Origin of the sequence: Roseibacillus persicicus, from assembly GCF_014651675.1 — a bacterium.
Taxonomy (GTDB): domain Bacteria; phylum Verrucomicrobiota; class Verrucomicrobiia; order Verrucomicrobiales; family Akkermansiaceae; genus Roseibacillus; species Roseibacillus persicicus.
Window position 1 is genome coordinate 611485 of record NZ_BMXI01000001.1, and the last position, 13673, is coordinate 625157.

General features: G+C 56.2%; 11 protein-coding genes. 5 read left to right on the plus strand and 6 right to left on the minus strand.

Annotation, left to right across the window (positions count from 1 at the left end):
• Positions 1-17: 17 nt before the first annotated feature.
• Both IE099_RS02245 and IE099_RS02250 read right to left on the minus strand, forming a co-directional pair.
• Positions 18-2498 (minus strand): MFS transporter, encoded by a 2481-nt coding sequence (locus tag IE099_RS02245; protein WP_189566940.1) that lies wholly within the window; start codon positions 2496-2498, stop codon positions 18-20.
• A gap of 196 nt (positions 2499-2694) precedes the next feature.
• Complete coding sequence (locus IE099_RS02250) at positions 2695-3462, minus strand: PspA/IM30 family protein (protein ID WP_189566942.1); 768 nt, start codon at positions 3460-3462, stop codon at positions 2695-2697.
• Between the two features lie 175 nt (positions 3463-3637).
• On the opposite strand from IE099_RS02250, the gene IE099_RS02255 reads away from it, so the two are divergent.
• Positions 3638-4537, plus strand: a complete 900-nt coding sequence (locus IE099_RS02255) for a sugar phosphate isomerase/epimerase family protein (RefSeq protein ID WP_189566944.1) — start codon at positions 3638-3640, stop codon at positions 4535-4537.
• Positions 4538-4539: 2 nt separating this feature from the next.
• On the opposite strand, the gene IE099_RS02260 is transcribed toward IE099_RS02255, so the two are convergent.
• The 4 genes from IE099_RS02260 to pyrH all read right to left on the minus strand — a co-directional run bounded on the left by IE099_RS02260 (position 4540) and on the right by pyrH (position 8425).
• Positions 4540-5670 (minus strand): vWA domain-containing protein, encoded by a 1131-nt coding sequence (locus IE099_RS02260; protein ID WP_189566946.1) that lies wholly within the window; start codon positions 5668-5670, stop codon positions 4540-4542.
• A 68-nt stretch (positions 5671-5738) separates the two neighbouring features.
• The gene (locus IE099_RS02265; RefSeq protein ID WP_189566948.1) at positions 5739-7055 is read right to left on the minus strand and encodes an AsmA family protein; all 1317 of its coding nucleotides are present in this window, start codon (positions 7053-7055) and stop codon (positions 5739-5741) included.
• Positions 7056-7085: 30 nt separating this feature from the next.
• A complete protein-coding gene (frr, locus tag IE099_RS02270) occupies positions 7086-7652 on the minus strand; it encodes a ribosome recycling factor (protein WP_189566950.1) in 567 nt (188 codons plus the stop codon).
• A gap of 23 nt (positions 7653-7675) precedes the next feature.
• Positions 7676-8425, minus strand: coding sequence for a UMP kinase (gene pyrH, locus IE099_RS02275; RefSeq protein WP_189566952.1), 750 nt, complete (start codon positions 8423-8425; stop codon positions 7676-7678).
• A gap of 429 nt (positions 8426-8854) precedes the next feature.
• On the opposite strand from pyrH, the gene IE099_RS02280 reads away from it, so the two are divergent.
• The 4 genes from IE099_RS02280 (at position 8855) to IE099_RS02295 (ending at position 13439) form a co-directional block, all read left to right on the plus strand.
• The gene (locus IE099_RS02280) at positions 8855-9145 is read left to right on the plus strand and encodes a hypothetical protein (protein WP_189566954.1); all 291 of its coding nucleotides are present in this window, start codon (positions 8855-8857) and stop codon (positions 9143-9145) included.
• Positions 9146-9275: 130 nt separating this feature from the next.
• Complete coding sequence (locus IE099_RS02285; RefSeq protein WP_189566956.1) at positions 9276-9821, plus strand: phage tail protein; 546 nt, start codon at positions 9276-9278, stop codon at positions 9819-9821.
• 19 nt (positions 9822-9840) lie between these two features.
• Complete coding sequence (locus tag IE099_RS02290) at positions 9841-12744, plus strand: Calx-beta domain-containing protein (RefSeq protein WP_189566958.1); 2904 nt, start codon at positions 9841-9843, stop codon at positions 12742-12744.
• Positions 12745-12764: 20 nt separating this feature from the next.
• Positions 12765-13439: a PEP-CTERM sorting domain-containing protein gene (locus tag IE099_RS02295; protein WP_189566960.1), complete on the plus strand. Its 675-nt coding sequence runs from the start codon at positions 12765-12767 to the stop codon at positions 13437-13439.
• Positions 13440-13673: the final 234 nt, after the last annotated feature.

A 13673-nucleotide genomic window follows, 5' to 3' on the forward strand; every position in this document is an offset into this window, starting at 1 on the left:
CCAAGCTCAGGTACCAACTACGGCTTTCGGAGAAACCTCTCACTATCCACTTCCCATCCTTCGGGCCATTCCACACCAGGCAGAAGGCGTCCGACATGACCCACTTTCCAACCCGGTTGAAAGGTCGAAAGCTTTGAGTTCTTTTCGTCGGGATGCGGCATGGACCAAGTCAGAACCTTCCCGTTTTTTAACAACGAAGGATAAATCCCCTCCTCCTGCAAAGCGGGCTCATCGCCATTCCAATCATCCAACAGCTGAACCAAGCGCCCTTCTTTACGACAAGCAGCCAGAGCCCCCGGCGACCAATCACGACGACGCAACACGAGGCGATCAATGCGCTCTTCGCGAGAAACCTTCAGGAGCTCAACCTCCCCCGCTCCCTTTGCCACCAAGGCAATCTTCACCCCTGCCATCCGGGGAAGCATCATTCCCAACACGCGAGACACCGCATCCTCTGGCGCCCATTCCAGCAGAACTCTTTCGCCCCGGTTCCAGAACGCAACCGCATTGAGCTCGTGCGCTTGGCGCGCCAACTCTCCAAATTCTTCCGGCCCCAACTCTCCAACTTCGTGAAGCTCCTCCCACCATGCTGCCGGCTCTTCTGTTAGAAAAAGACTCGGATCCGCGAATCGGCGCTGATCGAGCTTTTGAAGGTCCAGCGAGTCACTCGCCATCCGACGCCACACCCTTTCCACCTCAACCGCGCTCACCTCTTTGGGTGCCATCGGCTTGCAGAAGCTCACGGTCAGTCCAGACCCAATGCGGCGTGGCCACTTGCGGAAGTACCGCCCACCAGAGAAACTGGTGAAGGTTCCCCACAGGCCATGCATGTAAGCCGCCACCACAGGGCACCCAGACTTGCGCGCAATCATCTCGAAACCCCGCTTAATCTCGCAAACCGCACCAGTACGGCTCAACTGACCTTCGGGGAAAATACACACCACGTTGCCAGCCGCCGCCTCGTCAGCCGCAATGCGAATGGCCTCCTTGGCCCGCTCGGGCGAAACGGGAACCGCGTTGAACATGCGGGCGAAGCGCCCCACCCACTTGTGGCGGTAACACTTCTCAGCAATCAAGAAACGCACGGGCCGGGGGCTGGCTGCGGAAATCACCAGCGAATCCACAAAGCTCATGTGATTGGGACAAAGAATCACCCCGCCCTCTTCGGGCATATTTTTCGCTCCCCGAATCTTAATCCGATAGAGCATGCGGATGAGTGTGACGCCGAATAGAAACCAAAAGTCGCGCGGCAGGAGCTTCATCACATACCAGGTTGCCAACCCCGCAAAGAGGGCAAAGACAGCCATTTGCAGAGGCACCGGCTGCGAGGTGGCCTTGAAGAAAAACTGCAAGCCAATCGCCAGTGCGCCGGCCAAATTATTCATCAAGTTGGATACACTCAACACCTTACCCCGCTGATCGGGGGGACTGATGTCGATCAGATGCGCCTTGAGCGGCACGAGGAACACAGCCGCTCCCGCTCCTGCTACAAAGAGACCAAACCGGAAGAGCCCCTCTCCCGCCGGAGCGAGCGCCAGAAGCACGGTCCCCAGAGTCATCACCAATCCGCCGAGCGGAACCAATCCCAGTTGGTTCCCGCGACGGCTCAGAAATCCAGCCAAGACACTGCCCAGGGCAATCCCGATACTCGCCGTCGCCATCATGAAGGAGTTCGCAGTGCCCGTCCCTTCTCCCCCCCCGTGGAGCTTGTAGGCAACCTCGTAGACAGCTAACAAAATAAAGGTCGCAAAACCCCAAAAGAAAGCGACTCCCAGAGCACAGAGCCACAAGGGACGCGCGGAGGTCACGACCTTGAAATCCCGGACATGGCGGAATGCCACTTTAGCAGTCAAAGGCCCGACCGGATGAGCCGGAGTGGGCTCAATCATTCGCGCAAGAACAACCGCGAAGAGGCAACCTGCAAAAATCACCAAAACCGGAGTCAGCGCAGCCCCCCAGCCATCCCCGGAGGAAGACAAGCCACGATCGAAGATGACTCCGGCTAGAATTTGCCCCAACAAGACGGACAAAATCGTCACTCCATCCGCGACCCCGCTTCCGTAAGCCAGCTTTCCCCGCCCTAACAACTCCTTCAGGATTCCAGCCTTGGCGGGCGAGAGAAGGGCGGACTGCAGGGCGAGAAGGAAGAATGCCACCACCGCCGTAACCAGAGACTTTTGCCAAATCGCAAAGGTCATGAAGCCAAGAGCCACCAGCTGGAGCCAGGCCGACCAACGAACGACTTGGTTCTTGGGGAAACGGTCCGCCAACCAACCCGAGCTGGGAGCAAAGAGAATGTAGGGCAATACCATGAGCACCCCTAACAAGTGCTCGATCTCAAAGCCCGAATTCTGGGAGACCAACCAGCCACCGAGCGGCAGCAACATGAAACGCGCGAAGTTATCATTGAAGGCATTCAGCCCGGACATGGCGGTAATGGCCGAGAATGAACGCCAGTTTCGGCGCGTTGGGATGTGGGTCTCCAAGTCGATGGACATGCCCCTGTGATACCAGCCCGCTCCCTGCGGGGGAAATTGATAGTGAAAAAGCGATTATCGATTAAATCAATAATCACTCGCAGGCCACTCCCTAGAGATTTGAGTAGAAAGGGCAAGGGCTCCAGTAGGAACTCCGGAGAAAAGAAAAAGCCGCCAGGGTAACACCCGGGCGGCCTGGAGAAAACTTACGAAGCGACTAGGATTCCTTCACCGGGCCCATGGCTCCTTCGGAGGTTCCTTCCGCAGCACCGCTGGAAGGAGCGGATTCCGCACTACCGGATTTCTCCAGCTCAATCCCTTCAGCAGCAGCGAATTCGGCGAGCGCCATTTCAGCCAGCGCGTCCTGCTCGGAAACCTTTTGGTCGATATCACCGAGGTCGAGAGCATCTTTGGCAACGCGCGCCCGTCCAGCGGCCTTGGTGCGCTCTTCCTCCACAATGCCCTCGAGGCGGTTGAGCGTGTCACCCGCACCACCGATTTCGGTCACCATTCCGGCGGCCATCTCGTTGAGTTCAGCGGTTGCCTTTTGCAACTTCATGTCATCGATATCGCGAGCGAGCCGCTCAATTTTATCCTTAGCCTCTTTGACGGTCACGTCGCGGGCGCGGAGAAGCTCCTGATAGCGCTTCTCGGATTCTTCGAGCTGCTGCTGCACGGTATCGTGCTCTTTCTCGGTGTCCTTGAGCTTCAGGGCGTATTCCGCGGCAGCCGCGCGGTTGCCAGCCTTCAGATTGGCACCGGTCTTGGCGCGGAGCTCTTCTTCTTCGCGACCCAGCTTCTTGGCTTGGGTGATGAGGCGCTCCACGAGACCCGCGTGGCTGGCGAGACCTTTGTTAAATTCCGAGATCTGCTTGCGCAAATTTTCCTTCTCGACCTCGAGAAGGGCCTCGGGATTTTTTTTCTCCAAACCGCCGACAAAGAGGCCGAAGAAGCCTTTGATTATATTACCTAGTCTCTTGAACATCGTTTTTTCCTTTCAGTTACAAAGGGACAATGACGGGCGAACGTCACATTGGGCAAGGATAAGAAACAGGGGAAATTGGAATTGGCAGACCCCGTGACCGTCGACTGCTCCAATTATCTGAATTACAGACTTCTTTCGTGCTCTTCTTGCACACGCCGATTACAACCCCCTACCCATGAAGTTCGCCATTTGTAACGAAACTTTTCAAGACCGCCCTTTTGTCCAGCAATGTGAAACGGCAGCAGCCCTCGGCTACGGCGGACTGGAGATCGCTCCATTCACCATTGCTCCCGACCACGATGCCACCCGATTGGACGCATCCTACGGCGAATACTTGTTAGAGACGGCGCAATTCCATGGCCTGGAGATTATCGGTCTGCATTGGTTACTTGCCAAAACCGACCATCTCAACGGGGGCAAAGGCTTTCACCTCACCAGCCCCGACGACTCCTTGCGGGCGGCCACCCTGGACTACACCAAGCATCTCGCCGATCTCTGCTACGCGATGGAGGGAAAAGTGATGGTTTGGGGTTCCCCCCAGCAGCGAAGTCTGGAACCAGACTGGGCGGTCGACGAGAGCGCCCACCGGGCCGCGGACTTGCTCCGGGAAGCGGCTGAATACTGTGCCCCCCTCGGAATCACCATTGCAATGGAGCCCCTGGGGCACACCGAGACCAACTTCCTCACTTCCGCCCGCGAGACCGCAATTCTCCTCAAGCTGGTAGACCACCCCAATTGCCAGCTTCACCTCGACGTCAAGGCCATGTCCTACGAGCTGGACCACGAGACCCCCGGCACCCCCACCCCGCCCAATATCGATCCCACCCAAGAGCAGATCGACACCTATATGGGCGAACTGGTGCGCCATCACCAGGGACGGCTAGCCCACTTTCACGCCAACGATCCCAACCTTCTGGGACCCGGCATGGGCAAAGTGGACCATAGCGCGGTCGCTGCTGCCCTGCGGGAAATTGACTATCAGGGCTGGGTCTCAGTGGAGGTTTTCAAATACGAGCCCTCCCCCAACGAAATTGCCCGTCAGTCCTTGGAATATCTGGAAAAAGTCTACCGTTGATTCTACTTCAAAGGAATCTCGGTGCTCTTCCCGTCGGCCTCGACGACGGTGAATTTACCGCCAGTTCGCTTGGCCATCTCCTTCATCGCATCATGGGCCTTGGGCTCCATCATCGCGACGCAATTGATGGTGATGCCCCGACTCTTGGCACGGGCTCCCACCGTGCGGGCCACCTGCATGGCCTCGCTACCGGTTGAGCCGTCGGTCATGAAGTAGATCACCTGCGGATTGGGCTCCATATCAAGGGCCATCTCCAGAGCATATTTCCAGCGAGTCCCCCAGACCAAGCCAGTCTCTTGAACCACCTTTTGGCTATCCTTGAGAACATCCTTGCCAGCCGAGATCGCCTCGCGCTTCTGCGAACCGAGCTTGCCTTCCACGCTGGGCACCTGCAGCCAGCTCGCCTGCTGAACTTTCCCCCTGGGCTTGAAGCCGTGTGCTCCGCCGGAGGTCACCCACTCGTAGGTCTTTCCATCGGGCCCCTTGATGGTGTTCCCTTCATGAGCGGCCTGCCCCTTGACCATCACTTCACTCCCGGCAACCCAGACCGGACCGGCAAAAAAGATCATCTGGAACTGGGTGCCCGGAGTCAACCCGTCGAGCGACTTGGAAAGCTCCTTTTTCATAATGCCCACGCGGTTTTGAGCTGCCATGGAACCCGAGTAATCGATCACGAAGGCGATACGCTCCGCATTACTTTTCTGCCCGAAGAAGCTGGCTCCTCCACCGCCGTTGCCACCGCCTCCACTGCCCCAACCGGAGCCGAAGTCGTCGCCATCGCCGAAGTCCACTGACTCAACCGGGTCGATGACCTCGGGGACTGGAATCGCAGTAGGAGAAACTGTGTTGGCCGCGATCACCTTCGCCATGGATGACGAGGGTGAGGAAGGCTTCCGCTGAATGGCCGGATTCAGTTCTTTCTTCTCCAGATTATCCTCCTTCTGGGAAGAACCCTGATAAGTCACGATATCAGGCTGAACCAAATTGATACCTGCGATCGAAATGTAAAAAAGAATGAGCCCAACGAGGACAATTGCCAGCAATGAAACGAAAAGACTGGATAGAGTCGCTCTCGCCTTCTGGCGCTTCAGAGCGATTTCAACTTCGGGGGAGACAAATTTTCCAGAATTCATAAAGCACCTTTGTATATTCTAAACGATTATTCGCTGAATTTCTTAGCAGCTGCCAAAAAAAAGGAAGATTAATTGTCCAATAATCCCCTCAAGAAGTCGTCGGCCTTGTCGCGGAGCTTGTCGACCTCCTCTTCAAATGAGTTCTCCAACTCTTTAATCAGCCCTTTGGCCTCTGGAAGCTGGCTGAGGTAGTCGAACTCGGGGTTCTCCAAGTATCCCGAAGAATTCACCCGCCAAAGCACTTGGTCTTCGTCGACGAAGCGGGATTGGGCGAGGTTCTGCACGTTTCTGGGGAGCGCGTCCAGCCACCCGCCCAAAGTGTCGCTGATCTGATCGCCCGCAAGAAATTCCACTCCGATCTCGTGACGACCGCTATGTGTCTCGATCCAAGACTGCCGGGCCAAGCCCACTTCCCACTTTCCCACCGATAACGACAAAGGCTCAGTCAATCTCACCACATCCTCGCGATAGCTTCCAGTGATCCGCCGGCTGCGCCCAAAGTCGATGCGATCCGGCAGGCTCCCTAGCTCGATCCCAACCTTTTCCACTTGGTCGAGATAACCCCAGATGCGCCGCACAATCTTGATTTGCGGATTGAGATAGGAGTCCTGCCCCAACGCCAAATCCGCAATGACATCCGCGTCGAAATCGCCCGTCACCTCGTCAAAAAGCTTTCCCGTGGCTTCGCCATCCAGATCCATCCGCACCAACAAGTTCCCTTCCGCGTCCAGCAAACGAGTCCCGGCTTTTAAATTCAGCTGAACCTGATTGAGGGAGGCCAAGTCCTCGGGATCGAACTGCAAGTCGTTGATCGTGATCGCCAAATCCTCCACTTTGAGAAGCATCTTCTCCTTCTCAAAAGTCATCTCGACCCGCCCACCTTGCAAACGGGTCTCCCCCAATTTGGCGAGCCAGCGGTTTTCCTTGGCTTCCAGAACCCCGCTTTTCTCTTTGGTTGGAACAGCAGCATCTCCCCCCTCATCGTCAGGCTTGCTGAAGAGCTGGGCCAAGGACAAATCACCCTCCCGGTCCAAAGTCATTCGAATGATCGGGTCGACAATCACAAAGCTCGTTGTCTCCAAGCGGCGCGAGAACAAGGGCAAGGCCTTGACCCCCAATCTCACTTGCCCAATTTCCACCCCAGTCGGCCCCGGGACCTTCTCGAGAGGAGATAGACTGAGCCCGTGCAGAGTTACCCGCCGGGCCAGAAGATTGACCTTCACCTTCTCAACCTCGGCCCGGGCATTGAGATTCTCTTCCAGAAACCCCTCCAGATAAGAGGCGGAAAAAGTGCGTCCAACAATGACTTGGGCCACCAAGACCAACGCAAAAAAAAGACCCACTCCCAAGCCTACGATCCGGAGGCCTTTCGAGGAGAGGGTCATCTAATTTCTTTGGTAAAATTATAGCGCCGATTAAACGGTCATCACTTCTGCTTCCTTCTCGGCAGCAGCTTGATCAACCTTCTTGACGGCCGCATCGGTGAGGTCCTGCACCTGTCCTTCATAGTCCTTCTGGCTGTCCTCAGTCAGAATATTGTCGGCCTTCATCTTCTTACCGGCATCCATCGCATTCTTGCGCGCGGTCCGGATGCGAACGCGGGCGTCTTCCGCCATAGTCTTCACCCGCTTCACCATCTCGATACGACGCTCTTCATTCAACTCAGGAATGATGAGACGGATGTTCGTGCCGTCAGTGGAAGGGTTGAGACCCAGGTTGGCCTCCCGAATTGCCTTCTCAATATCGTTGGTGATGCTCGGGTCGAAGGGAGCGATCATCAGCATACGGGGCTCCGGCACCGAGATGATGGCCAGCCCTTTCAACTTCATCACGCTTCCATAGCTGGAAACATTCACGTCCACATTGTCGACGAGGGAGGGCGAGGCTTTGCCGGTACGCACGCCACCGAATTCTTGCTCGAGGTACTCGAAGGATTTCTCCATCGCCTCTTTTGCTTCTGCCAAACTGCTTTCTGGGGTCATTTTTCGTTCAAGTTAGGGTTGGTTTACGCTTCCCTGCAAACATAAGTCCCGATGTCCTCACCACTCAAGGCTCGGGTAATATTTCCTTCCACACCCACATCGAAGATCACGATGGGCATTTCATTCTCCAAACACAGGCTAAAGGCCGTCGCATCCATCACCTTGAGCTGCTTGGTGAGACAATCGATGAAGCTCACGCGGTCATAGCGCTTGGCGTCAGGATTCTTTTTCGGGTCGCTGTCGTAGACCCCGTCCACTTGGGTCGCCTTGAAAATCACATCCGCATCCATCTCGTTCGCACGCAGCGCGGAGGTGGTGTCGGTGGAGAAGAACGGGCTGCCGGTTCCCGCGGCAAAGATCACCACTCGTCCCTGCGACAGATGGCGCTCGGCCTTCCGGCGGATATAGGGCTCGGCCACGTTTTTCATCTCGATGGCGCTTTGCACCACACAGGGGACATCTTCTTCCTCGAGGGCACTCTGGAGCGCGAGCGAATTCATAACCGTAGCCATCATCCCGACATAATCCGCAGTGGCCCGATCCATCCCCCGGGCGCTGGCACTCGCTCCGCGCCAAAAGTTGCCGCCACCTACCACCACGGCCAATTCCAAACCAGTCTTGACCGCATCGCGAATCTCGCGAGCCATACGCTCAACGATCTCAGGCGAAATGTTATCCTTACTCCCCTCTTCACGCAGCGCCTCGCCGCTCAACTTCAACACTGCACGGGTAAATTTCCGCTCCGACTTGGACTCTGTCGTTTCTTCGCTCACAAGGCCGAGACTCTTGCATGAGAGCCCAAGGTCCAAGCCAAAATAACGGCTTCTTGAGCTTTCGCATTCATTTCCTCCTCCTGCTGAACTCTTCCCTGGATTGACGCGTCGAACACCCCGGAAGCGCAATCGACAACCTCGAGCCTGATGGAGCGCAATTTAACGGAAAAAAAGCGTCTATCCAATCATATGCATTCAACTTCCCCCAGCCGCAAATCTTCACTTCGAAAGGCCCTTCCACTCAACCCCTCAAAATATTTGCACGACAGCGCTCGGCACCCTCGCGCAGTCATAACCAAAAGACACTCACCCCGTTAAAAAAGCAAATTAACTTGACCAAACAATTCAATTCAATCAGCTTGGAGACGAAATCGATGTATCAAGATCTATTTCTTGGCGCTTGATTTCAGAACAACAACCACACAAACCATGAACTCTCGCCGCCACTTTCTAGTGCTGGGCTCTGCTACAGCTGCCTACCTGGCTCTTCCGTCCAAGATTGGCGGAACCTCTTCTCCCTCAATTCAAGCGGGAAAGATGAAAAGCTTTTCCATCACCAGGGAAACAAGCACCCAGATTGAGGCCCGGGTGGCCTTTTCCGATTTCCAGCAACATCTTGCCAAGAATCAGGACATCACCCCTTCCCGCATGAAAGCAAACGGGAACAAGTTATCTTATGAGGAGGCGGGAAAGACCGTCATCCTCACTCTCTGCGTTTAGTCAGAAAAGATATCATTTCCAAGCAAGCGCCCTCACGCTTTCTCTCCCCTCCCCTGAAAAAACCTTATTACAGGAATGCGCTTTCGCGTCCTGAATTCACTTATATCCATCTCAAAAAAACTAGAAAATTATGGAACCATTTATAGCACAAATCACAATGTTCGGAGGAAACTTCGCCCCCCGCGGCTGGGCCTTATGCGAAGGACAACTCCTCGCAATTGCATCGAATTCGGCGCTTTTTTCCATCTTGGGCACGACCTACGGCGGCGACGGACGGACCACTTTCGGTCTGCCTGACCTTCGCGGTCGCGCCCCAGTCCAACAAGGAACAGGACCAGGACTCTCTAATATCCGACTCGGAGAACGAGGCGGAAGAGAAAATGTTCAACTCACCCTCGCCAACCTTCCGGCCCACTCCCACACCCTCTCGAATGCTTCGGTCCAACTGGGTTGCAACAACGCCCCAGGAGAGGAAGACAGCCCGGTCGGCAACTATCCTGCCGCCAACGCGAGCGACGAAGACTACGCCGAATCAGCCAATGCAACAATGGGTGCCGCTTCGGTAACTGGCACTATAGGCACCACCGGTTCCAGCACGGCCTTTGATAATCGCAATCCTTATCTTGGCATCAATTTCATCATCGCACTCGTAGGCGTCTTCCCTTCACGCAACTAATTCAGTCAAAGCCCAATCCATGAACACAACAATCAAGCATTGGCTTGGGCTTGCTGCCTTTGCCTCGCTCTCCAACCTTCTCCACGCGGGAACTGCTGCCTCCGTCATCGCCTGCGAGACCTTTGGCGATGACGCCGGCAACGATATCGGCTATAGCACTTCGCCAACTGAATTCGACGATAGCTCGACCGACTTCTTTACCGTCCTGCCGAACAACAGCACTCGCTTCGCCTTCATTGGTGGCAGCACAGAAACAAATGTCTTCGCCGCCGAAGACATTGACTCGCCTCCGGGAGGAACCACCAGTTCTTCATTAGGCCAAGTCACTACCAACTCGGTCGATCTGACCGGCTACGCCAACACAATCGTGCAGATTGTGTTGGCTGCACCCGGAGATTCCGCGCCAGGGAATACGAGCTTTGATAATCCCAACGAGTATGATCATAGCGTTACTGATTCCGAAATTGACCGCCTCATCATCGAGTACGCCGCAGACGGAATCAATTTCTCCGAGGTCGTCCGCTTTGAACCTGATATCGGGGTGTTCAATGGACAACTGACTCGGGACGACAAAATCTCCAATGTCAACGTCTTCCCCGCAATTGGATCTTCTTCCTTTTCCTACGCTACCTTCCCGATCACTCCCGGAGCCAACGCTCGCATACGCATCAGCATGCAGACGAGTGGTTCGGGGGAGTTTTTTGCAATCGATTCCATCTGCTTCCTAGGTGAGGTGTCGGCTAGCGAGGCGCCCTCCATCACAGGTCTCCCCGCAGCATCCCTCGACTACACGGAAGGTGACGGCGCGCTGCCCATCGCCTCTACGATTTCTGTCGGAGATTTGGATTCGAGCTCCCTTACAGAGGCAACGGTAGCGATCACTTCCGGGTTTCAGGCAGCCGAGGACGTCCTAGCGGCGACCGCTTCAGGCTCGATTACCCAAGGAGACATTACTTTCAGCGGGAACACCCTCACCATTTCCGCCACGGCATCGCTGGCCGACTACATTGCGGTTCTCCAATCCCTGACCTACGAGAACACCAACCTCTCCAATCCCAACACCGCAACCAGGCAGGTCACCTTGACCATCGAGGATGACCAATTCAACCCCGCCTCGGCCATCCGCGAAATTGAGGTCACCAATCTCATCAATACCCTCACGATTCCATTCACGGAATCATTTGAGACCGATGGACAAGGGACGCGATACTTTGCCGCCGGCGAAGTAGGCGGACCAACTGACGACGATATTTTCGGCCGCACCGAACCAGCTCTTGCCAGTATCGACGGCACCTTTGCCTTTGCGGTTGAGGACGTCAATGTGGACCTCTCCACCGAACTCGAGGCCATCTACTTCAACATCTCGGCCAGCGGCTTCACCAACCTGAAGCTCAACCTGCTGGCGTCCGCTCCCGACGGGGCCAACTACGACACGGGTGACTTTATGGAGGCTCAAGTTAGCACTGACGGCTCGACTTGGAACACGGTAGGAGCCTTTCACGCCACCTCCGACGGAAGCCTTCCTTCGGTGGGAGGAGCAACCATCTCCCAGGACCTCAACCTCGACGGACTCGGCGACACCGACAGCATTGTTTTGGATAGCAGCTTCCAGGACTTTGAATTCTCTCTCCCGGATGCCGCAGCCTTTCAGCTGCGAATCGTGATGCAGAGCAACGTCAACAATGAGCGCCTGCTCGTCGACAACATCCGGGTCACCGCTGAAGCAGTAGAGTTCGGAATTGCGGCCGCTTCTGCCAATGAATCCGACGGCACTCTCGACTTCACGGTCACCCGGAATTCCGATGCGGGCAGCGCCACTCTCGAATTCTCCACTTCCGACGGAAGCGCAACCACTGGCGACTCCGACTACACTGCGGCTAGCGCTAGCACCGTCACTTTTGAAGACGGGGAGCTCACTGCAACAGCGCAGGTGACCATCACAGCCGATAACAAGGTGGAACTGGACGAAACCCTCACCGCAACCATCGCCAACCCCAGCGTCGGAGTCATCTCGACCTCAGCCGCGAGCGCAGTGGGAACGATTAACAACGACGACTCCTCGACCCTCAGTATTGCAGCGGGTCCAGCAGTGGTCGAAGGAGATAGCGGAACGACCAACCTCACCTTCTCCGCCACCCTCTCCAACCCGGTCGATGTCGGCGTGACCATCGATCTGGCCACCAATGCGACAGGAACCGCGACCCCCGGCACGGACTTCACTAGCAGCAGCACCTCCCCCACCATCACCGCGGGCGCCACCTCCCTTACCTTCAATGTCCCCGTCCTCGGGGACCACGAGGTCGAAAGCAACGAGACTGTTGTCGCAACCGTCGCTCTCTCCGGAGCCTCTGGTCGCGATGTGACCTTGGGAACGGCTACGGCTACCGGAACAATCAATGACGACGACCCCCTGATTGAAGTTGCCACCTCCAATCTCGGATTCACCACCGGCCTTTCAACCAAAGTCCTCATCTCCGACCTTCTTGGAAACGTTTCCGGCGGAGAAGGACGGGAGGTCACGCTCTCCTCGGTCGCAACGAGTGGAAGCGGCTCCGTTCAAGTGGTCGGCGACTGGGTCATCTTTATTGCTGCCCCGAACCAAACCTCGGACACCAGCTTCACCTACGAGGTCACCGACGGCTTCCAAACCGCATCGGGAACAGTGACGCTCTTCAATAGCGGAAACGGCAACGACACCACGTCCAATATCGTTTCGATCGTCACCGAAGAAGGGGTCGCCACCATCACGGTAGCCGGAATCCCGAACCGCAGCTACCAGCTCGAGACTTCCCCGGACCTCTCTACTTGGACCGCCCTTGGTGCTCCGGTCACCTGCCCGGCAAGCGGAATTATGACCATGGTTGACCCGGGTCCACTCCCTTCCAACCGCATGTATCGCATCGTCGCCCCCGCCATCAACTAACTCCAGCAGTAACAACCAATATGAAATCACTTCTCATCTGCCTTCTCGTGCCCGGCATATCCCAAGCCGCCACCATCACGACCCTCTCTTCTGGAGCGGTCGGGCTGATTCCCGATGGTTCGACGACAGGCATTCAGAGCTCCCTCAGTTTCACTGAGCCGCTGGAGATCATTCAGGGTATCGAGGTCACCTTGAAGCTATCGGCAGCTCCCGGAGAGTCCGCCTATCTCGGCGACCTCTACTTCTACCTCACCGATGGAACCAATCTGGTCACTCTCATGAACCGCGCGGGTCAAGACTCCGGGCTCCCCGGAGGATACTCAGACAATCAGTCGGTGAGCATCACCTTCGCCGCGACCTCCTTGATCGACATCCACACGTATCGCGAGGCGATCACTGGAAACGCTAGCACTCCTTTGAGTGGGCCATTGACCGGCATTTTTCAGGCTGACGGACGCCTCACCGACCCGAGCACCGTGGCCACGGGTGATTCGCGGGACAGCTCGTTGACGGACTACGAGGGCCTAACTGCCGACCGGACCTTCACCCTGTTTGGGGCCGACCTTTCCACCTCGGGAAGCCATCAGATCGACGGTTGGTCAGTCACCCTGACCACAGTTCCCGAGCCCTCGGCCTCACTCCTCTCCCTAATCGCCGGCCTCACTTTGCTAGCCCGGCGTAAGAGACAGTCCTAGCGAGAACAGCTTCCACACAACTTCTACAAAGAGCCCTCGCAGAACAGTTCTGCGAGGGCTTTTTTCGCATCAGGCCGAATGCAAGCGAACTCGTAATATTCCAGAACTACCCAACGGACATAAAACCGGCTCTTCATCAAAGATTGGGGACATGAGGCGATAAAGCCATCATGTCCCCGATGTTTAATCACCTAAAGATAGGCCTGAAGGGTTACGACCCCCTTCAGGATTCCT

Coding starts and splice junctions, on each gene's coding strand:
- IE099_RS02245 (WP_189566940.1), bottom strand. CDS start 2,498: ATGTCCATCGACTTGGAGACCCACATCCCAACGCGCCGAAACTGGCGT.
- IE099_RS02250 (WP_189566942.1), bottom strand. CDS start 3,462: ATGTTCAAGAGACTAGGTAATATAATCAAAGGCTTCTTCGGCCTCTTT.
- IE099_RS02255 (WP_189566944.1), top strand. CDS start 3,638: ATGAAGTTCGCCATTTGTAACGAAACTTTTCAAGACCGCCCTTTTGTC.
- IE099_RS02260 (WP_189566946.1), bottom strand. CDS start 5,670: ATGAATTCTGGAAAATTTGTCTCCCCCGAAGTTGAAATCGCTCTGAAG.
- IE099_RS02265 (WP_189566948.1), bottom strand. CDS start 7,055: ATGACCCTCTCCTCGAAAGGCCTCCGGATCGTAGGCTTGGGAGTGGGT.
- frr (WP_189566950.1), bottom strand. CDS start 7,652: ATGACCCCAGAAAGCAGTTTGGCAGAAGCAAAAGAGGCGATGGAGAAA.
- IE099_RS02280 (WP_189566954.1), top strand. CDS start 8,855: ATGAACTCTCGCCGCCACTTTCTAGTGCTGGGCTCTGCTACAGCTGCC.
- IE099_RS02285 (WP_189566956.1), top strand. CDS start 9,276: ATGGAACCATTTATAGCACAAATCACAATGTTCGGAGGAAACTTCGCC.
- IE099_RS02290 (WP_189566958.1), top strand. CDS start 9,841: ATGAACACAACAATCAAGCATTGGCTTGGGCTTGCTGCCTTTGCCTCG.
- IE099_RS02295 (WP_189566960.1), top strand. CDS start 12,765: ATGAAATCACTTCTCATCTGCCTTCTCGTGCCCGGCATATCCCAAGCC.